This is a genomic window from Nostoc sp. KVJ20 (assembly GCF_001712795.1).
Taxonomy (GTDB): domain Bacteria; phylum Cyanobacteriota; class Cyanobacteriia; order Cyanobacteriales; family Nostocaceae; genus Nostoc.
The window spans coordinates 23,813-45,975 of sequence record NZ_KV757603.1; the positions used below are offsets into that span (position 1 = coordinate 23,813).

Annotated in this window: 15 protein-coding genes; 6 read left to right on the forward strand and 9 right to left on the reverse strand. The window is 39.9% G+C overall.

The features are described from left to right. Positions 1-705: 705 nt before the first annotated feature. Positions 706-6,384, forward strand: coding sequence for a trifunctional serine/threonine-protein kinase/ATP-binding protein/sensor histidine kinase (locus A4S05_RS12070; protein WP_069070071.1), 5,679 nt, complete (start codon positions 706-708; stop codon positions 6,382-6,384). Positions 6,385-6,504: 120 nt separating this feature from the next. Here the strand turns inward: A4S05_RS12070 and A4S05_RS12075 are convergent, their stop codons facing one another. Beyond that, on the reverse strand, positions 6,505-7,890 hold the full coding sequence (locus A4S05_RS12075) for a cytochrome P450 (protein ID WP_069070072.1): 1,386 nt from the start codon (positions 7,888-7,890) through the stop codon (positions 6,505-6,507). Positions 7,891-8,038: 148 nt separating this feature from the next. Next, positions 8,039-9,004: a terpene synthase family protein gene (locus A4S05_RS12080; RefSeq protein WP_069070073.1), complete on the reverse strand. Its 966-nt coding sequence runs from the start codon at positions 9,002-9,004 to the stop codon at positions 8,039-8,041. Between the two features lie 652 nt (positions 9,005-9,656). Here A4S05_RS12080 and A4S05_RS12085 point away from each other — a divergent pair. The 3 genes from A4S05_RS12085 (at position 9,657) to A4S05_RS12095 (ending at position 13,189) form a co-directional block, all read left to right on the forward strand. Then, positions 9,657-10,979: a hybrid sensor histidine kinase/response regulator gene (locus tag A4S05_RS12085; RefSeq protein WP_256090949.1), complete on the forward strand. Its 1,323-nt coding sequence runs from the start codon at positions 9,657-9,659 to the stop codon at positions 10,977-10,979. Positions 10,980-11,172: 193 nt separating this feature from the next. Then, positions 11,173-11,715 carry a methanogen output domain 1-containing protein gene (locus tag A4S05_RS12090; protein WP_069070074.1) on the forward strand — a complete coding sequence of 181 codons (543 nt, stop codon included), beginning with the start codon at positions 11,173-11,175 and terminating at the stop codon, positions 11,713-11,715. Positions 11,716-11,797: 82 nt separating this feature from the next. Next, complete coding sequence (locus A4S05_RS12095) at positions 11,798-13,189, forward strand: PAS domain-containing sensor histidine kinase (RefSeq protein WP_069070075.1); 1,392 nt, start codon at positions 11,798-11,800, stop codon at positions 13,187-13,189. Positions 13,190-13,484: 295 nt separating this feature from the next. Here the strand turns inward: A4S05_RS12095 and A4S05_RS12100 are convergent, their stop codons facing one another. Further along, positions 13,485-15,089 (reverse strand): NAD(P)H-quinone oxidoreductase subunit N, encoded by a 1,605-nt coding sequence (locus A4S05_RS12100; RefSeq protein ID WP_069070076.1) that lies wholly within the window; start codon positions 15,087-15,089, stop codon positions 13,485-13,487. 3 nt (positions 15,090-15,092) lie between these two features. Here A4S05_RS12100 and A4S05_RS41545 point away from each other — a divergent pair, with 3 nt between their 5' ends. Continuing rightward, positions 15,093-15,269, forward strand: a complete 177-nt coding sequence (locus tag A4S05_RS41545) for a hypothetical protein (protein WP_176726987.1) — start codon at positions 15,093-15,095, stop codon at positions 15,267-15,269. Positions 15,270-15,431: 162 nt separating this feature from the next. Here the strand turns inward: A4S05_RS41545 and A4S05_RS12105 are convergent, their stop codons facing one another. The 3 genes from A4S05_RS12105 to A4S05_RS12115 form a co-directional block, all read right to left on the reverse strand. Then, complete coding sequence (locus tag A4S05_RS12105; protein ID WP_069070077.1) at positions 15,432-15,704, reverse strand: hypothetical protein; 273 nt, start codon at positions 15,702-15,704, stop codon at positions 15,432-15,434. A gap of 60 nt (positions 15,705-15,764) precedes the next feature. Then, a complete protein-coding gene (locus A4S05_RS12110) occupies positions 15,765-16,826 on the reverse strand; it encodes a WD40 repeat domain-containing protein (RefSeq protein ID WP_069070078.1) in 1,062 nt (353 codons plus the stop codon). A gap of 107 nt (positions 16,827-16,933) precedes the next feature. After that, positions 16,934-17,905, reverse strand: a complete 972-nt coding sequence (locus A4S05_RS12115) for a CobW family GTP-binding protein (RefSeq protein ID WP_069070079.1) — start codon at positions 17,903-17,905, stop codon at positions 16,934-16,936. Between the two features lie 518 nt (positions 17,906-18,423). On the opposite strand from A4S05_RS12115, the gene A4S05_RS12120 reads away from it, so the two are divergent. Then, positions 18,424-19,368, forward strand: coding sequence for an all3515 family Zur-repressed PEP-CTERM protein (locus A4S05_RS12120; RefSeq protein ID WP_069070147.1), 945 nt, complete (start codon positions 18,424-18,426; stop codon positions 19,366-19,368). 52 nt (positions 19,369-19,420) lie between these two features. Here the strand turns inward: A4S05_RS12120 and A4S05_RS12125 are convergent, their stop codons facing one another. The 3 genes from A4S05_RS12125 to A4S05_RS12135 form a co-directional block, all read right to left on the reverse strand. After that, positions 19,421-20,335 carry an alpha/beta fold hydrolase gene (locus A4S05_RS12125; protein ID WP_069070080.1) on the reverse strand — a complete coding sequence of 305 codons (915 nt, stop codon included), beginning with the start codon at positions 20,333-20,335 and terminating at the stop codon, positions 19,421-19,423. An 80-nt stretch (positions 20,336-20,415) separates the two neighbouring features. Then, on the reverse strand, positions 20,416-20,856 hold the full coding sequence (locus A4S05_RS12130; protein ID WP_069070081.1) for a SufE family protein: 441 nt from the start codon (positions 20,854-20,856) through the stop codon (positions 20,416-20,418). A 470-nt stretch (positions 20,857-21,326) separates the two neighbouring features. Continuing rightward, positions 21,327-21,836, reverse strand: a complete 510-nt coding sequence (locus A4S05_RS12135; RefSeq protein ID WP_069070082.1) for an RNA recognition motif domain-containing protein — start codon at positions 21,834-21,836, stop codon at positions 21,327-21,329. Positions 21,837-22,163: the final 327 nt, after the last annotated feature.

Below are 22,163 nucleotides of genomic sequence, written 5' to 3' on the forward strand. Positions count from 1 at the left end.
TCCCCCCTAGCCCACGCCAGCCGCTCCACTTGGGGAGACCCCAGACGCTCGCAGACTCGCTAACGCTGCGCTATCGCCCTTGGGAGAAGACCGCGCTGGCTCCCCTTAATAAGCTACGTGTACACACAAGTCCTAAAAACCTAGCTTGATAAGCATTTNNAATCAGGCATTCCTATGCAGAGCAGAGGAACGAGATAACAATGAGAAATTGATCTTCTTTTGACTTGTGTGTACACCGTAGTTAATAAGGGGGGAACTGGAAAAACATCTATCAAAGTCCCCCAATTTATCGGGGGATTTAGGGGGATCAAGATATATGCAAATTCACATTAAATTGGTATAAGAGCAAATATTTATCAGACATAGGACTCATATTTGATTTTTGAACAAAACTCAGTACACCTTTATTCCTTCTTCCTAGTCCCCAGTCCCCAGTCCCCAGTCCCCAGTCCCCAGTCCCTTACCTCTACGAGTGATTCAGAAATTAAATCGGATTGCTATACATTTGCTAGCAATATCCTTATAAACTTTATAGCTTTTAGCATTTCCATAATACATAGTTCGAGATTCAGATATTCGTGAAAATTATATTATAAATTATGTTTTTTAAGACAAATTAAACAAAAAAAGCCTATTTAATGATACTGACAGTCTTAGCACGGGAATAATAAGCCATAGAAACAAGAATTATGAGCATAGTTTGCAATGTTAGTAGTATTAGATACTTTATATGCATTTCCTGGTTATCGCATTACCGAGGATATCTACTCAGGTAGCAAAACCCTGGTTTATCGGGCTATTAGAGAAAAAGACAAAAAACCAGTCGTTCTCAAATTGATGCGGAACGAATATCCGACGTTCGCGGAAATCGCCCAGTTCCGAAATCAATATATCATCACCAAAAACCTTGAGCTTCCTGGCATAGTCAAAACTTATAGCTTAGAAAGCTACCGTAACAGCTACGTCTTAGTAATGGAAGATTTTGGCGGCATTTCCCTCCAAGACTGGCGACTGGAGGACAAGGGGAAGAAGGAAAACTGGCTTTCCCTCAATGAGTTTTTCCATATTGCTATTACAATTGCTTCTACTCTTGAAGGATTGCATCGCGATCGCATCATTCACAAAGACATCAAGCCTGCCAATATTCTAATAAACCCTACCACAGATGAAATAAAAATCATCGACTTTAGTATCGCCACCCTCCTACCAAGAGAAATTCAATTTCTCACCAATCCCAACATCTTAGAAGGCACTTTGGCTTACATTTCTCCAGAACAAACCGGAAGGATGAACCGAGGTATCGATTACCGCACTGATTTTTATTCCCTCGGTGTCACCTTCTTTCAACTCCTCACCGGACAGTTACCCTTCACCGCTAAAGATCCGATGGAGTTAGTTTACTCTCACATTGCCAAACAACCGCTAAAAGCAAGTCGAATTAACTCTGATATTCCGCTAATTTTGTCTGACATTATCAGCAAGCTGATGGCAAAAAATGCCGAAGACCGTTATCAGAGTTCTTTGGGATTAAAGCATGACTTGGAGATATGTCAAAGTCAGTGGCAAGAAACAGGAAATATTGCCCTCTTTGAACTAGGTGCGAGGGACATCTCAGACCGTTTCGTAATCCCCGAAAAACTCTATGGTCGTCAGAGTGAAGTTGAAACCCTACTCGCCGCTTTTGGGCGCGTGGCAGACGGGGCAACAGAAATGATATTAGTCGCAGGTTTCTCTGGCATTGGCAAAACTGCTGTGGTTAATGAAGTCCACAAACCCATTGTACGGAAGCGTAGCTACTTCATCAAAGGAAAATTTGACCAGTTTCAACGCGACACCCCCTTATCAGGATTGGTGCAAGCTTTTCGAGACTTAATCGGGCAACTCCTCTCGGAAACTGATGCCCAAATTCAACAATGGAAAGTCAAAATACTGCGAGAGTTAGGTACACAAACTCAGGTAATTATTGATGTCATTCCTGAACTCGAACAGATTATTGGCAAGCAACCTCCGGTTACAGAGATATCTGGTAGTGCTGCCCAAAATCGGTTCAATTTATTGTTTCAAAAGTTCATCCAAATCTTTACTACAAAAGAACATCCCCTGGTCATATTTATCGATGACTTGCAATGGGCAGATACGGCTTCTTTGAAATTAATTCAGCTATTAATGTGTGAGAGTAAATTCTCTTCACTTTCAGAAGAGACAGAACAAATACATGAAATTCAGGGTGGTTTATTGTTAATTGGTTCCTATCGAGATAATGAAGTTTCAAAGGTGCATCCGCTTTATTTAACACTACAGGAGATTGAACAAGCAGGAGCAACTATTAATACAATCGTCCTAGCACCGTTAAATCAGGGTGATTTAAATCATCTCATTACAGATACTCTTCATTGCTCTGAAGCAGTTGGTGTTCCTCTCACTCAGATGGTATTTGCCAAAACTAAAGGCAACCCCTTCTTTTCCGTTCAATTTCTCAAATCTTTACACGATGATGGGCTAATTATATTAAATTTTGATACTGGTCATTGGCAGTATGATATTTCAAAAATTAAAGAATTAGCTCTCACAGATGATGTCGTAGAATTTATCGGACTGCAAATAGAAAAATTGCCAATATATACCCAAAAAGTTCTCAAGCTGGCTGCCTGTATTGGAAATCAATTTGACCTAAAAACTCTAGCGATCGTCAATGAAAAATCTGTAGTAGATACAGCATCAGACTTGTGGCAAGCATTACTTGATGGGCTAGTCCTACCACAGACTGAAAACTATAACATCTTTTCAAAAGAGAATAATAATCAAGAATCTATTGTTCACGGAATAGATTCTACACAATTTTCAAATTCTAATTCACAGCTACCTAAATATAAATTCGTCCATGACCGAGTACAGCAAGCTGCTTATTCTTTGATTCCCGAAGAACAAAAAAAGCCAATTCACTTAAAAATTGGACTACTGTTATTGAACAATATTCCAGTTGCAGAACAGGAAGAAAGGGTTTTTGAACTTGTCAATCAGTTTAATATCGCAGTGGAATTAATCTCTCCTCAAGCTAAACGAGATGAACTAGCCCAGATGAATCTAATTGCTGGACGTAAAGCTTTAGCATCAACAGCTTATCCCACTGCTGTGAAGTATTTAACTACCGGCATCCAACTACTGTCAGATGATAGTTGGGAAACTCAATATAAGCTAATCCTAGCTTTGTATGAGACAGCAGCAGAGGCAGCATATTTAGCTGGCGACTTTAGGCAAACCGAGCAATTAGCAGAGATAGTATTGGTACAAGGGAAAACTCTTATAGATAAAGTTAAAGCTTACGAGGTAAAAATTAAAGCATCTGGGGCACAGAACCAAGCACTTAAAGGAATTAATACTGCACTAGCCTTTTTGAAGCTTTTAGGAGTAGAGTTTCCTGAACATCCAAGCCAATCTGATGTTCAGCTAGTAATGGGAGAAATAGCCTCAAATTTGGCTGGTAGGGATATTGAAGATTTAATTAACCTACCAAAAATGACAGAAGCTAAAACGCTAGCAGTAATGAGTATTTTATCGAATATTCATGCTTTAACTTATCAAGCTATTCCTGAATTATTCGCACTGATTATTGTTAAACAAATCAACTTATCTCTACAATATGGCAATGCACCATTATCTGCCTTTGCCTATGTTAATTATGGACTAATACTGTCTGCGCTAGTGGGAGATGTTGAGTCGGGCTATCAATTTGGTAAACTAGCTGTAAATCTTTTATCGAGGTTAGAAATTAAAGAAATTAGCGCGAAAATTCTTGGCTCTTTTCTTTCACTTCTTAGACCTTGTAAGGAGCACGCCAAGGAAATATTAAAACCTTTGTTGCAAGCTTATTCTATTGGTATTGAAACAGGAGATTTAGAGTATGCAGCTTATTCTCTACACATTTATTCTTACTGCTCATATTTTATCGGTAGAGAACTTTCAGAGCTAGAACAAGAAATGGCAAATTATAATAATGCCATCAGACAACTCAAGCAAAAAACAGTATTCCAATGGAGTAATATTTATCGGCAGAGCGTATTGAATCTACTAGGGTGTGCAGAAAATTCCTGTTCTTTAATTGGTGAGGTTTATAACGAAGATAAAATGCTGCCGATCCATTTGGAAACTAAAGATGGACTTGGACTTCTATATCTCTATGTCAGCAAACTTCATCTCTGCTATCTATTTCAAGAATTTCATCAGGCAGTTGAAAATGCCACACTAGCGAAAAATTATTTAGATACTGCAATAGGACATCTCGTTGTTCCAGTTTTCCATTTTTATGATTCTTTGGCAGGTCTAGCTGTATATTTTGAGGTATCTGAATCTGAGCAAAAATGTATTCTCGATCGGGTTCAAGCCAATCAAGAAAAAATGGAGCATTGGGCAAATCATGCCCCAATGAATTATCTGCACAAATATTATCTTGTAGAGGCTGAACGCTATCGGATTGGAAGTCAATATCTCGAAGCAATGGAATTTTACGATCGCGCTATCTTCCTTGCCAAAAAACATGAGTATATCAATGAAGAAGCCGTCGCTCAAGAACTTACTGCCAAATTCTATTTAGAATGGGGTAAACATAAGATTGCCCAAACCTACCTAACAGATGCTTACTATAGCTATGTTCGCTGGGGAGCGTTAGCCAAAGTTGACGATTTGACAAAACGCTATCTCCAATTACTGGCTCCTATATTTCAGCAAGAAAAACTGAGTATCCATTCCAGCGAAGAAAGCACTTCTTTAGATAACACATCTATATCATCTTTATCTACCCTGAGTAATCAACAAACTGTTATTGGCTCGAAGACAAGTATTTCTGATTCTCTGGATTTAGCCGCATTCATTAAAGCATCTCAAGCACTCTCTGGCGAAATTGAGCTTGAGCGACTACTTTCTACTTTGATGAAAGTTGTGATGGAGAATGCAGGAGCTTCTAAATGCGCTTTAATTTTGAGCGAAGGTGATAACTTAGCATTAACTGTTACAGCAGTTTGTTCAAGTTCAAATTTTGATCATACCCACACGGAGTTTCCATCAACTTCTTTGGAGTCAAGTTACGATGTTCCCATTACTTTGATTAACTACGTTAAGCGCTCCAGAGAAATTTTGGTTATTGATGATGCAATAACTGTTTCATTTTTAGCAGGTGATAGCTACATTCTGAGTGAAGAACCTAAGAGTTTGTTATCTATACCTCTTCTAAATCAAGGTAAATTGATTGGAATTATTTACCTAGAAAATCATTTGACGACAGGAGCATTTACACGCGATCGCGTAGAAGTCCTCAAACTACTCACTACTCAAGCAGCAATATCCCTAGAGAATGCTATCCTCTACAAAAATTTGGCACAAGCTAAAGAAACCTTGGAAGAATACAACCATACCCTAGAGGAAAAAGTCCAAGAAAGAACGCAGGAACTCAACGACAAAAATCACTGTTTACAACAAACTCTACAAGAATTGCAACGTACCCAAATCCAATTGATTCAAAGTGAAAAAATGTCTTCTTTAGGACAAATGGTGGCAGGAATTGCCCATGAAATAAATAACCCTATTAACTTTATTAATGGCAATATTACTCATGCTAGTGAGTATGTCCAAGACTTGCTGGATTTGGTAGTTGTTTATCAGCAAGAATATCCCCGTCCTTCGCCTTTAATTGAGAGAAAATCTGAGGAAATTGACATAGATTTTCTATCAGAAGACTTGCCAAAGATTCTAGATTCCATGAAAGTGGGGAGTTTACGTATCCGGAATATTGTTTTAGGCTTACGCAACTTTTCTCGCCTAGATGAATCTGAGATGAAGCCTGTGGATGTTCATGAGGGAATAGACAACAGCTTAATGATTTTGCAACACCGATTTAAAGAAAAGAACAATTTTGCTGAAATTGAAGTCATCAAAGAATACGGAAAATTACCCGAAGTTATTTGTTATCCTGGTCAACTCAATCAGGTGTTTATGAATATCTTGAGTAATGCGATCGATGCTTTACAAGAGGCATTTTTTATTGATCATCCATCATTGGTAAATGACAAAGAACAAATAACAAAAGATATAAATGCGTCAGCGGCTTCTCATAGAGTAGGACAAATTCACATATTTACTGAACTAACAGATTATAATACGGCGATAATTAAAATTGCCGATAACGGTTCTGGTATGACAAAAGCAGTACAGCAGAAAATCTTTGACCCATTTTTTACCACCAAGTCGGTAGGAAGTGGCACGGGGTTGGGGTTGTCGATTAGCTATCAGATTATTGTGGACAAACACAAGGGTAGCTTAACCTGTGATTCCACATTAGGAAAGGGGACTGAATTCGTGATTGAGATCCCGATGCAACAGTCAGATATCTAGACTATGGCAATCTTATTTGATTTGCTCTCCAGTGAGAGGCTCAGATCCCCGACTTCTTGAAGAATTCGGGGATCTTTTTGTTCTGTGGGCTGGGCATCTTGCCCGCTTTGATTATGTAACTTAAATGCCGATGAGTTTATTCACTAAAGACTCTTGAGCCTCACGTCGTCCTGTAATTACCATCTTGACTCCACTGGCTGACGCAAGGGTAAAACCTCGACGCTGAGGTCGCTCAGGTTGCTGATTAACTAGCGCTAACTGATAGCGTGATAGGATGGTTGCCAATACTAATTTCATTTGAAACAAACCTAAAGCCTCACCAATACAACGACGGACACCACCACCAAAAGGCAGAAATTCATAAGGAGAAAATTGGCGTTCTAGAAAACGTTCTGGTCGAAACTGCTTAGGTTGGGGATATAAATCTTCACGTTGATGAGTAAGATAAATACTAGGAAGCAATACTGTTCCAGGCTCTAAAGAATGTCCCAAGAGTTTAACCGGTTCTTGTACTACCCTTGGGAAACAGAACGGTAAAACAGGGCTAACTCGCAAGATTTCATTACAGACAGCCGTAAGATATGGCAGTCGATAAATGCTCATAGGTTCTGGGGAATCACCAAGAGTGCCCACTTCTTGGAGCAGTTTTTCACGGACTAGAGGCTTTTGGTGAATCCAATACAATCCCGAAGCTATTACAGATGCCGTAGTTTCATAAGCGCCAATTATTAGGGTCATTAACTGATCGCGCAATTCATGATCTGTCATAAATTGACCAGTTTCATCTTGAGCTAAGATCAGCAAGGAAAGTATATCGACACATTCTGAATTAGGTTGTTGCCGACGTTCAGCAATTTCGGCGTAGAACAATTGATCGGTTGTCTCCCGATCGCGCAGAAATTTTCCCCAAGGACTCCAAGCCCCTAAATCCTGTTGCAAGAATGGGAGCAAGAAAAAACTAGAAGTGATAGGTGAATGAGAGAGATTTAACAGCAATGGCAGTGAATGCTTAAGTTTTTGAAATCTTTCTCCCCCATACAACCCTAATACAACCTGTAACATAACTTGTAGAGATATTTCTTGTGTTATGTTACGAGCCAAAAAGGGCTGATTTAGTAGTAACTGACTAAAGGCATTTTCGGTAATATTACAGATTTGTTGGCCATAGCTTTGCATTCGCTCTCCATGAAAAGAAGGCATTATCAATTGTCGTTGTTGTTTATGACGACTTCCATCAAGTATGAGAACTGAATTTTTTCCTAGCCAGGGTTCAGTAATTTGATTGAGTTCACCGGCAGCGACAAATTTCTTTCTATCATTCGTTAAAATTTCTTGGATTGCCTGAGGATGATTCACAAATACTACAGTATCGCCAAAGGCAATTATCCTACCAGTAAAAATGTCGGGATATTGTTGAGCTGCGTTTTCCATGTAGCCCACAGGATCAGTAATCCACTGAAGCTTTTGTAGCAAAGAAGGGGTTTTGAGAGGATTAGGTAGCTGCATATGAATTTTAAGTCCAAACCAAAATCGAAAAATTGTATTAGCGAGGACAAACCCTTAACAAAATAATATGGGTTCATCTATGATGAGCTTTCAGCAAAATAGGATACCTAACAGGTATCCTATTTTCTTATAAAGATAGAGTGAGAATTTATTGATTTAACTCCAAGCTGTCTATATTTTGATAGCGACCAGAGTGAGAATACCAAATCAGATTGGCAGATATCCAGCCATGTAGTCCTGATATATATTTGGCAAGTTCTGCATCTAATTCTTCTCCAAAAGATGGAAGAGATGATTCAAAATCTTTCAAGCGATGTACTTCTCGATCATGCATTTCGCTAACTGTGAGAATTGCTTCTTCTAAAGAAACGTTTTGTTGATAATAAATTAACAATGCTAAATTATGAACATCGCCACTTGACATTTCTCTATGTACGGAGAAAATATCATTACACCAAGCAAGAATGTTAATTGTCATCGCTTTTAATTCTTTCATCACCTCATGATTTCGGAGAGAATCAGGAATTGTTAAATAATTGCAAAATTCCATCAATGCAAGGAAAACATATCCGCCTAAAGTTAACCTACGTATAAGCATATAACTGTCAACATCGGGTGTAATTTCCTGTGCGCGGTTAACTGCTTCTTGAACACAGCCATCAAAATAGCCTTCATAGCGATCAACAAAGTAATGAAACCATTCTTGACTGCCTCTTTGAAGTATCCGTTGTCGTAAATCACTTAAGGCATAAGCAAGTGGTATATCCTTACTCGTGAGTTCTGCACCATTCAATATTTCCAAAAATCTCTTATGAAAATCTTTGAGAACATCAGGTTGTCTTCCTAAATTTGATAAATCACACTGGTCATCCCAAATAAACGCCCAGCTCAACCAATCATTTGCAATTTTCAATTCTTCAAGCTGGCAGTTGGGATAAGCACTTGCCGCTAGGAAGAAAAATTTTGATTTGCAAAAACGCTGATAAGATGATTCATTGGCCAGGAGATTGAAGCGAAGTACCCATTCAAGAGCGTGCCTTTCTAGAACATCAATATGTTTATTAATGTGGGATGGAAATGGGCAGTATAAATTAGGGTAAGCTAATTGATTCATAAAAATGAATTAGTTTAAAGTACCAAAAAAATCCATCACAATAGAACAAAGACAATACTGTTAAGAGTCTTTGAAAAAAAAAACTTCTGCAAAAATTCACAGTGATTCCATGTTTTCTCAAGTGCCTAAATATGATTTAGTCAACTATCATTACTATGTAAATCTATATGATTTTTTTAAAGTTATCTCAATATTGTTCAATGTTTTTTATTAAAAAATAACCGTAATTATCTGTAATTATATTTCTTTAATAAAAATAGCTATCTCTGTGTATATTCGTTCATGAGAAATGCTGTTGACTAACTAAAAAAGTTAACTTATGACATCAAAAATATTGTTTTAGTTAGCGCTCCTTTTATAAAAAGACAAGGGTAATAATGACTAATTTCAGAGCGTTCGCCTTCAAGAAAGAGGATCTTCAACTCCGGCAAAAGTAAAGATTGGTGCTGAATGTCCATGCTGTAGCGATCGCCTTCGTAGTTGTATAAGGCAATTTGGTGTAAGAATGTTGCTGTTATCAGACTTTTTGGGAACTATAGGATTGTCAGACGAGAAAATTGTCTGTCAGTCTGTGAAAAAAAATGGAGGTGAATTAGCTGCGATCGCAGGGCAATAGGGAATAACTAACAATGAATAAAATTAATTTAAATATATGAATGAACAACCAGACGTAAAAATGCTTTATACTCCAGAAGATAGTTTAATCTTAGTAGTAGATGATACTACTACTAATTTAGAAATTGTCTTTGATATCTTAACTAATGTTGGCTTTAAAGTTATAACGGAAAATGATGGACAAAGAGCAATTAAGCAGGTTGAATTCCAGCTTCCTGACTTAATTCTCTTAGATGTGATGATGCCAGGAATAGATGGGTTTGAAACTTGTAAAAGACTGAAAGAAAATTCAGCTACTTGTGATATACCCGTAATCTTTATGACAGCCAATTCGGATACTCCTAGTAAGGTAAAGGGTCTAAATATAGGAGCAGTTGATTACATCACAAAACCATTTCATGAAGAAGAATTATTAGCTAGAATTAAAACCCATCTTCAATTACGAAATCTCACAAAAACTTTAGAAAAACGAGTTTTAGAAAGGACATCAGCATTATCTAGGGCATTAAAAGACCTACAAGAATCTCAACTTCAGCTTGTACAGACAGAAAAAATGTCTGCCCTTGGTCAATTAGTAGCAGGAGTTGCTCATGAAATTAATAATCCAGTTGGTTTTATTCATGGAAATCTCGGACACGCTTCAGTATATTTTCAAGATATGATTAATATTATTGACCTTTATCAGCAGCATTATCCTAATCCAGTTCCAGAAATTCAAGAGGAAATTGCAGCTATAGATTTGAAGTATATGCTTGCCGATCTACCTAATTTAATTTCCTCAATGAAAGAGGGAGTTCAGCGCATTCGCAATATTAGTACCAGTTTGAGAACCTTTTCTCGAGCAGATAGCGATCGCAAAGTTTATTGTAATATTCATGATGGCATCGACAGTACCATCATGATTCTCAAACATCGCTTAAAAGCATCTGAGGATCGTCCTGATATTCAAGTAATTAAAGATTACGATAATTTGCCAGAATTAGAATGCTTTATCGGACAACTAAATCAGGTATTTATGAACTTGCTAGCTAATGCTATTGATGCTTTAGAGGAGTCTAATGTCGGACGCACCTATATTGAAATTGAAGCAAATCCCAATCAAGTTTTGATTCAGACTACTCTTACTGAAGATAAAAATCATATCTTGATTCGCATTAAAGATAATGGCATGGGAATGTCAACTGATGTCCAGCAAAAAATCTTTGACTATTTATTCACCACCAAGCCTGTGGGTCAAGGCACAGGATTAGGATTATCAATTGCCCGTCAAATTGTTGTCGAAAAACATGGAGGAACTCTAGAGGTAAATTCAGTACTAGGAGAAGGTTCAGAGTTTATCATTAAGCTTCCCATTCAATAATCATAGTCAGTTACGTTAATAAATATAAACTGTCAGAACCACAAAATTCATAATTTGTGATGAGCATTACATAACTATTGATTAGAAACAAAAGCAAGCATTAAATTCTCCGAGAACAGAGATTAAGGAGTTACTTTCGATATATTTTCGGGAACCCTAGAAGGGTAGTTCTCAGATTGTGTCCTGAAAATTTATGAACAATGCACTTAATCACTCAATAGCTACGCTTAATCTTTCTTTAGAACGCGATATATTTTTACGTACATTAATTAGAGAATTATCTGGCACTTTACAGGATGTAGTTGGCTTAGAAGAAGCTTCTGGATTTATTAGCGTAGTTGGTGAAAGGATGGGAAGGCAGATTAACCAAGATTACAAATCTGCCTTGGAAGTCTCCAACCTTTCTCGGAAACAGGTAGCTGATGTCTTGATTGATTTAAAAAAACGCATCCGGGGCGATTTTTATGTGATTGAGCAGGATGATGAAAAAATTGTCTTTGGCAACCGCGTCTGCCCATTTGGCGACAAAGTTCTTGATCGCCCTGCCATGTGCATGATGACTTCAAACGTTTTTGGAACGATCGCAGCTAATAATCTGGGATATGCGAAAGTAGAATTGCAAGAAACCATAGCACAGGGTGATCCTGGATGTAGAGTTATTGTTTACTTAAAACTTACAGAAGAAGCAGAAGATGCAGAAGGTCGAGAATACTTTAGGGGACTAGAATCTGTGTAAACCCTTCAGCATCAAAATAATTCCGGGACATAAGCTTAGTGCAGATATGTAAAGTGAATCGAACCCTGAGATTGGAAGCACCATGACTCCTGAACAATTTCTTGAATTTGCCAGAGTTTTACCAGAACCTTTACTTCTGGTGAGTGGAGAGGGTCAGTTGTTAGCTACCAATCAACCAGTGGCGGATATGTTGGGGTTACGCCGTCAAGAACTGCAAGGAAGAATGCTTTTTGAAATTGTAATTGAGCCTGCCAACGATATTGTCAGGTATTTACAAGCTTGTTCAAGTAGCAGGGCTATGGTTATTGGCTCCTTGACTTTACGAAAGAATGATGGGCAAACGTTAATATGTCGTAGTCAGGGAGCCGTTATTCAACCTTGGTCTCCTGAATCTTCAGCTTTAATTCTCTTACGCTTGGAAAATAGAACTTTGACCAGCAGTAATTTCGTTCTCCTGAATGAAAAAATTGATGAGTTAGCCAAAGAAATTCAGAGACGAAAACAGGCAGAAGAAGCACTCAAGAAAGCGAATCAAGAGTTAGAAATTCGGGTTGAAGAACGTACCACTGCTTTACAAGAAACATTAAACGAACTACAACTTACTCAAACTCAGCTTATCCAAGCTGAAAAAATGTCTAGTTTAGGTCAGATGGTCGCTGGTATTGCTCATGAAATTAATAACCCAGTGAGCTTTATTTATGGGAACCTTCATCACGCCCATAAATACACTCATGATTTACTAAAATTGGTGCAAATTTATCAACAAATTTGTCCAAATACTCCTCCAGAAATTCAAGAGCAAGTAGAAGAAATAGACTTAGACTTTCTGATTCAAGACATAACTAAACTCTTCCAGTCCATGAAAGTGGGAGCAGAACGCATTCAGGAAATTGTTAAATCACTACGTAACTTTTCTAGACTTGATGAAGCAGAACTTAAGCAAGTCAATATTCATGAAGGAATTGATAGTACTTTAATGATTTTGGAGCATCGCCTGCAAGCTAGGCATGAGTACCCAGAAATTAAAGTAATCAAAAAATATAGTCAACTACCAAATGTAACTTGCTATCCTGGTCAACTTAATCAAGTGTTTATGAATATTATTGCTAATGCAATCGATGCATTGGAGGCGTCGGCTAATAATGGTCAATGGTCAGCAGTAAATCCACAAAGAATTGACAATCAAAAACTGATAAATAATAATCCCAAAATTCAAATTAAAACTGAGATAGTCAATGAAAAATGGATAGTGGTTAGTATTGCTGATAATGGTTTGGGGATAAATGAACAAGTTCGCTCAAAGCTATTTGACCCCTTTTTTACCACTAAATCTGTGGGCAAAGGTACTGGACTAGGACTATATATAAGCTATCAGATTATAGTTGAAAAACATAACGGACAACTTAGCTGTTTTTCTGTTCCAGGGAAAGGTGCAGAATTTGTAATTAAGATACCTATTAACTCAGTATCATAAAATTTAACTTAGAGGATGTTTGAAAAGTCTCCTCGTCGGTATCAAAACGTTTTCGATCCCCCTAAATCCACGCCACTTGCTCATGGGGGAAACCCCCAAGACCGCAGTGGCTCCCCTTAAAAAGGGGGACTTTAAGGATTTTCCCCCCTTTTTAAGGGGGGTTAGGGGGGATCAACCAGTGCTTAAAATCACAGCTAACCACTTTTCAAACATCCTCTTAAAAGATATGACAAAGCCTGTCTGCTAATTAGCAAACAGGCTTTGTATTTGAGGACAAAGTTTGGTTGAAACTCGGTTAAATCTTCGCAGTAGAATCAACTGAGGGTTGAGACTGACTAACCGAATCTAACTTTGGCAAAAGCAGTACATTTTGTGCTTTTACATTACTGTTGATTGTTGCTTGCAAAAATGGGGTATTGGAGATAGAATTGTTAGCCAATGTAAACAGTGGATTTGACAAAATCCCTGCTACTGTAGTGGCAATTAATGTTACTACCAACCCAACTTGCAAAGGTCTTAGCCCAGGCAAATCCCAACGCACTTGGGGATAATTCTTCACTGCGTCAGACATTTCATGGGGTTCTTTGACTACCATCATCTTAACTACGCGAATGTAGTAGTAGATGGAGACGACGCTGGTAACTAAGCCGAGCAAAACTAACCAATAAAGTCCTGCTTGCCAACCAGCCCAGAATAAGTAAATCTTGCCGAAAAACCCAGCCAATGGTGGAATACCACCCAAGGAAAGCAGGGAAATACTCAACGCCAGTGTTAGGAGTGGATCTTTTTGATATAAACCAGAGTATTCGGCAATCTGGTCGGTTCCCGTGCGTAGTGAGAATAAGATGATGCAGGTAAAGCCGCACAGGTTCATGAACAGGTAAACCAGTAGGTAAAATACCATACTCGCATAGCCCGCTTGTGTACCAGCAATCAAGCCAATCATCACAAACCCAGCTTGGGCAATGGATGAATAAGCTAGCATCCGTTTCATGCTGGTTTGAGCTAGGGCGACTACGTTACCCAAAATCATGCTGAGAACGGCTAGAGCTGTGAAGACAAACCTCCACTCGTCAGCAACAAGAGGGAAGGCTGTGAGCAGCAAGCGGATGGCTAGGGCAAACCCAGCCGCTTTGGAACCGACAGATAAAAAGGCGATGACTGGGGTGGGAGCGCCTTCGTAAACGTCTGGTGTCCACTGGTGGAAGGGTGCGGCGGAGATTTTGAAGCCAATACCTGCGATCGCAAATACCAGGGCAATCACTAAACCCAAAGATTGGCCGACTTTCGCTGTGGCAATGCCATTAGCGATCGCACTAAGTTCAGTTTGTCCTCCCGATAGTCCATACAGCAGTGATACACCGTACAAAAATATTGCCGTGCTGGAAGCTCCAATTAACAAGTATTTCAGCGCCGCTTCATTGGAGCGGGGGTCACGCTTGGTATAACCTGTCAACAAGTAAGAGGAGATACTCAGGGTTTCTAGGGAGATGAAAATCATCACCAACTCACTAGCCCCGGATAAAAACATCCCTCCTAGAGTAGCACTCAGCAAAATAGCGATGAATTCGGCTAAAGCAGTGCCGCTCTGCTCAACGTAGCGAATTGACATCAGTATAGTAGCGATCGCAGATAAGGCAATAATGCCGCGAAAGACGATACTCAGGTCATCACTGTTAAAGCTACCGGTAAAACCGATGGGATTAGGAGAGTCCCATTGAAAATAGAGGGCGACAATCGAAGCAAATAAACCTGCGATCGCTAGATATCCAATCCAGCGCGCGGATGTACGCCCCAAAATCAAATCAACTATCAAAACCCCCAAGAGGGTGAGAATAACAATCCCCTCTGGTAAAATCGTTCCAGCGTTTAGCTGGGATGCAATATTAGCAAAATCCATGAGATGTATAGGTTTTGGCGATTAGACATTAAGGCTAACTCTGTTCACTCTAGCAAGTTTTCTAATCCCCGGACTAGCTCTTTTAACAAGAGCTTAACAGCTTGGGTGCAGATTGCGATCGCCTACGGCATACTGTTCGCGTTCGCACCAACTTCACTAGCTTACCAGCAGGTTTCTTAGTATTTAGGGATTCACCTAAATACTTTCCTACTTGGTTTTTAAGGTATGACCTTAATTAAATAATGATGCCGCAGCTGCGATCGCTATGTACAAAAAGCTAATTAATAATTAATAAGGGCACAGCATTGCTGTGCCCTTAAAGATTCATAACTTCTAACTTTATTAAAAATCGACAGATGGCAGTTTGCCTTGTAAAGACTGAAATTTAGACTGAACACAGTTTGCACAATTGCAACCAAGTTGATCAATAATCGGATTAGATGTTTGAGTCAACATTGGTGTTACCAGATCAGGAATTTGTTGTGTAGAGACTACCGTAAAAATTTGTGTAGGGTATAGAGATTTCAGGCTGGATGCATGTGCTGGATTGACTACCAGCAGCATGGATACCAGAAGTGCGGGACAGGCGAGTAAAATCAGTTTGACTATGTTCATTATTTACATAAAGATACCTTTGTTGATACAGCATAGCTAATAAATTGACCACCTTCAACTTTAACTACGCCCAAATCCTTGACCGCGTAAAACCTTTGACCAAATAACCAATTCGCCTTGCTCACCGCCTGCGGCCAGTAACTTGCCTTGGGGATGCCAAGCTAAGGCCGAAAAACCTCCTGAGACACCTGTGATAATTTGGGATACTTCCTTGGCTTTGTTCCACAAACATAACCAGCCATCAGCAGCAGCAGAAGCGAGAAGGAAGCTTTTAGGTGCAAAGGCGATCGCATTAATCACACCTACATGATTTGTTAAAACTCGCGCTTCCCAACCTAAAGTGTCATCCTCTAGCTTTTCCCACACCACAATACCTTCAACGCTAGAAGATGCCAGTATTGGCGCACCGACTTTGGTCATAGCTTCTGACCATGCCAATTGGCGAATTTTACCAGGGAAGCCACGCATCACCCAAGGGTCGGGGTTGTTCCATTCCAAAACGGTGACACTACGATCCATGTTGCCAGAAGCCAGGTATTTACCATCAGGCGACCAAGCCATAGCCACACTGACAGTAGTCATATCTAGGTTGTATGGTTCTTCATCCCAGTTTTGACTATGCCAAATTTTCACTCCCTTGTAACCACTAATGGCTAAGTATTGTCCGTCAATGCGCCAATCTATACCCAATACTGAAGAGTTGTCGAAATTCAGCGTCACGACAATTTCACGAGTATCAGCATCCCAGACTTGGACATAACGCCCCAAACTAAAAGCCAGTTGGTTACTGGTGTAATTCCAAGCTAGCTTGTCAACCCATGCAGGGGCATTTTCCAAGGTGGCGATTAATTCAGTGTCGCGCCAAATTTTCACCTGTCCATCTTGTCCACCAACGGCTAAAAATTTTCCATCTGGCGAAAAAGCTAGACAGTCTACAGATTTACCGTTACCAGTTTGTAAGCTTGTGAGTTCGCCATTATTCCACAAAACTACTTCCCCGGCGGCAGAAGTTGCTGCTAAAGTTTTACCTTGTGGCGACCAAGCGATCGCAGTTACATAATCTGAAAGTGTCCCCGAATAGTGTTGTTCAAATTCCTTAGATTTGCTGGTTGTGGTGTTCATATTTGTAAAGGAGAGTGGGGAATGGGGAATGGGGAATGGGGAATGGGGAATAGGGAATGGAGAATGGTAAATTCCCTACTCCCTACTCCCTACTCCCCACTCCCTATTTAAGCTAGACAAGCAAGAAAATCTTGCTTGAGTTGGGCTGCATCAAGGTTGCGCCCGATGAATACTAGTTCGTTTTTGGGGGTTTCACTTGCTTTCCAAGGGCGATCGGGTTTGCCATCGAATATCATGTGTACTCCCTGGAATACAAATCGATTATCTTCTCCAGCAATATTTAAAATACCTTTCATCCGAAAGATATCTGGCCCTTGGGTACGCAGTAATTCAGAAAGCCAAGCGTTTAATTTTTCTCCATCAACTGCACCAGCTTCTACTAAAGCTACAGAAAAGACACTTTCATCGTGTACGTGGGCATCTTCTCCCAAGAAATCTGGATCAATTTCTAATGCATGATCTAAATCAAAGGCTTTTACACCTAATAAAGCATCCATTCCGAGTTCAGAATTTTGGGTACGGTAGATTTTTGCGATCGCATTCATCGCCCGAATCCGTTTCTCCAATTCATTCAACTCTTCTGGCGCTACCAAATCTGTTTTATTAAGTAAAATTACATCAGCAAAAGCAATCTGTTCTTGTGCTTCGTCTGCATCCCAGTGCTGCGAGATGTGCTTGGCATCTACCACTGTCACCACCGCATCTAGAGACAGTTGGCTTTGTAAATCTTCATCAACAAAAAATGTCTGAATCACTGGTGCAGGGTCGGCTAATCCAGTTGTTTCAATTACTAAATGGTCAAATTTATCGCGTCGCTTCATCAAGTTGCCAATGATGCGAATTAAATCGCCGCGCACTGTACAACAGATACAGCCATTGTTCATTTCAAATATTTCTTCATCTGCATCGATAATCAATTGATTATCAATACCCACTTCCCCAAATTCATTGACAATCACAGCAACTTTTTTGCCGTGTTCGTAGGTGAGGATGTGATTGAGTAGAGTCGTTTTACCTGCTCCCAAATATCCTGTAAGAACAGTAACGGGAACTGAATTGTTGATTACGTCAGCCACCATACTCTAAATTCCTCTTGTCTCACCTTATGGATAATCATTATCGCCCATGATAAATCTTTTTATATTTTTGTGCGAACTTGCTATTGTTTTGGCTTTCAGCACAATAATCACATAATTTAATCAAGAAACATTTTATTTTTATGCATCTGTAATAAGTATTGAAGGAGGCAGGAGGCAGGAGGCAGAAGGTTTTTTTCACTTATAGGATTCAAACCCCTCCTGAAAAAGAGCCACAAAACTAGAATTTTTGGAGTTCTTGTCTTAAACCCAAGACCCTATGGTTGCGGGCTGTTACAGATAGCGCAGCGGTAGCTCAGGAGAGGAGCGTTGGGCAGTTATCCTCCTGCCTCCTGCCCTCTGCCTCCTGCCTTCCTCGATAAATATTCACAAGTTGGCGTAGCTGATAAGAATATTCCAACTCACCCTGCGGGAAGTCGCAGGTTAATACCTTGACAATGCCACAACAGGCATGATAATCATTATCACATAGAAAAATTATAGATTGATGGAGAAGCGTGGTGGTTTCAAGAAACACTACCTGCTCGAAAAAGCAAGTAACTCAAACAGGGCAAGCATCTGCGTCTATTGCAATCAGCTTTTTAGTCGTTGCGCCACTGGTTTTATCTACCGCTTTAGCGCCAGCACAAGCAGATGATACTCATAATCATTCAGATGAAACGGGCTTTTACATTGGATTAGATAGTTTGGAGGCTCTCTCTACAGGGACATACGCAGGTTTAGAGAACCCCAACTACAATCGTTTAACCCTTCTGTTTGCACACAGGAATGAAGACACGCCGGAATCAAGCCATTTCCACGGCATTGGTACTTATAGCTACTCTGGTTCTTTAGATAACCCAACCATTAACCCAACCAATACAAATAACCGAATTCCTGAGTCTTACTCAGAACAACCGCCGCTAACATTATTACCTGGTACAGGGTTTTATACTGGTCGCTTGATTAGTACTGCAACAGATAAGGAATATAGTAATCTGACAATAGAACCTATCGCGTCGCTAAAAACTTCCAAAGAATTAGACAACCAATATTTATTCAATAGCTCCAATGGTCGTTGGCAGTCGTCCCTTGAAGGTGCAAATATTGGTTTACAATTAGCGTCAATTAGCAGCGGATTGAATATTGGCGACTCAGCCGGCGTTAATATTGTCAAGTCAGTCGGTGATATCTACACAATCGGCAGTGGTGATGATTTTTCGTTCATCCCTACCTTTTGGACTGATGCTGCTGCACCACTGGGAACTTACTCTGCATCATTCAAACTCGTAGATTTAGGCAATGGCAATAACCCCATTCCCTTTAAGGAGTCTGGCACTTTCAATTTTGATTTTGAAGTCAAGACCGTGCCTGAGTCGTCAACTGTCCTTGGTCTTGGTATAGTCGGTCTACTAGCGCTTTCTCTTTCTCGCTTGCAAAAACTTAATCGCAGTAGTTTGAACTAATTTTAATCTCGCACCAAGGCACAAAATGATTTTTGCGTCTTGGTGCGAGGATTTAATTTTCTGAAGATAACAAAAAATCTTGAACTGCTTCTAAAACAACTGCTGGGTATTCTTCATGCAATCCCAGAGAACCAGGGATAACAACACTTCTCACCCCTGGTAAGGCTACCAAAGCGTTCATTTCTTCTCGTGATTTGGGAGGGCTAGATTCCCCAATTACAACCATGAGGGGTACGGTTAGAGACTTTACAAGTTCTAAAAAATCAGATTGTGCGTGTACAGCATCAAGATTACCAGTGACAAAGGCAGCAGATGCAAATCGCGCTCCTGGTTGTTGAGTTGTGTGCCACTTCTTCTCAATGAAACTCGGTGTAATTTTAGCCGCGTCAGTAAAGACATGACGGCGATACATAAAACTTAATAAAGATGGGGCAGTATTGAGTTTGTAGAGAGCTTGACCAAGTATAGGCGATCGCACCAATTCTCTCACAAAGCCAGCTATTTGCTGACTTGCCCCCATTGTCGGCAAAGGGCCACGCCAAGTAGGAGCTAACAACAAAATTCGTGAGAAAGCAGCTTGTTGTTTGACAGCTAATTGTAAAACGTAACTAGCAGCATGACCAGCCGCCACCACAGTAATGGGAGTATTAAAAACAGCTTTGACAAAATCTTCCAGAAAGTGCTGATAAATTTCCGGTCGATAATTCAAACTAGGGCGAGAAGATTCACCAAACCCTGGCCAGTCTAAGGCTACAACTTGAAAATTGGGAGCTAGTAACTTGGCAAGTTCGCCGACTTCCAAACGCGTCGAAACACTGCTGAAAGATGGTAGTAGCAATAGCGGTGAACCTTTACCGAGGGTTTCATAAACAACCCGCAATTGCTGATTTTCAAAATTCCAGAGATATTCTTGAACTACTCCACCAAAGCCAATAGCAGCAGGAGTAGATAATAGATTGCTTGGCATAAGACTAAATTTTGGTAGTTGTACGTTATTTGTCCTTTGTCTTTTGCAAATGACCAATGACAAATGACCAATAACCAAGTTTAGTTAGGCAAATCTAGCTTACATTCCAATGCTTTTTTTTGCATGGTTTTAAAAATGTTGTAAAACCCATTAGCACGGGAAGGTGTCAGGCTAACGTTTAAACCTGTTTCTTGAATAAAATCTGGGGTAAGTTGGACAATCTCAGTTGGGGTTAATCCCTGCAATCCTTCAACTAGCAGCCCTACTAAACCTTTGGTTAACTGGGAATCAGACTCGCCCTGAAACACAACTTTACCGTCATCCAAAGCTGCGGTGATAAAAACTTGAGACACGCAACCAGGAACTTTATTTTCGGGTAATTTCTCCGCTTCTGGGAACTCATTGAGCTTCTGAGCGTACCAGATTAGCTGTTCGTAGCGTCGCTTCGGTTCGGAAGCGCGTTGAAAGCGCTGGACAATTTTAGCGAGCGCAGGTGGCAAAGAATCTAGAGTTGAGGACATAACAGAAGCTACAAATGATCGGTCTTACCTTGAGTGTAAATTATCTTTAGAGCTATCGCGCCTCTTGTTCACTTGGCATTATGAAGCTTGCCATTACTGAATATATTTTATCAAATCCAGCTAATTACTGCGTAGGCGCAGCCCAACCTAGGCATCGCATCCCCATCGTCCAGATTTTTTAATGCGTCTGATCACAAAAACTGAATTTTATTCTAAGTAAAGATTTTATTAGTTTGTAGCAGATTCTCTGCGTGCCTCTGCGCTTACCTTTGCGTTCCTCTGCGTTTAAATTTCAACCCTCAATTCTCCACGATTCGACAATTCTATGCCTACGGCTGGCTGCGCCTACGCACTTACAAAATTAGGTGCAAGTAGATTTTAACTAAGCAGCTAGATAATAATCAACAATTAAAAATTAAAAATCAAAAAAAAATTCTGATTTTTAATTTTTAATTTCTCTCCCTCAAGGATTAATTCGTAGTTTGTGCAGCTAGCATCTGCTTCAGCTTTTCTAATTCTGAAGCCCAACGAGGATCTGGACGAATAGTGTCTGAATCTGTCGTTGTAGTGCTGGTTTCACGAGAACCACCGCCGCCACTGCCGCCACGACGAGGCTTCTTAGAGCTTTTCTCACGACGGCTACCTTCTCTGTTGGGGCTAGGAGTTGGGGTACTACTAGCAGCAAGAGTAACTGGTTTAGGAGCTTGCTCGTCGCCCTCTTCACCCTTTGTCCGAGGTAATGCCTTTTCTAGCTTAATGGGAGTGTCTTTGAACATCTGCCCATTATACTTTTCAATGATTTCGTCAGCTTGTTCGTCATTGTTGACGGTAAGAAAACCGAAACCACGGCATTTGCCAGTTTTGCGGTCTTTAATTAATTTAGTTGTTACAGCATCACCTTCTGCTGCAAAAACTGCTTGCAGATCTTGACGATCTATTTCATCTTTAGGCAAATTACCTATATATAGGCGAACGGACATGAACTATACCTCCAGAGTTGAATGAACATGGCAAGGCGAGAAAACAATTACTTGGCTTTGGCTTTTAAATAGATGCTATTGACCAAGGCTGCCATTAACCAATTTTTTTGCTCGAAACTGTCAACTTATACAACAATACAGTTTTTCGTCGGGATCAAGCTTGTTTAATCCAAAGGCCCACACTATGGTGAGCTAATAACACCTTAATTCTAAGAATTGTAAATTTAATAGCCTATTGCCTGCAAAAGTACACGCTTTCTTTCATGCTCTTTTTCGCAGAATCAAATACCATTCCTTACATTACCACGGTATTTTCTACGTAGCTAG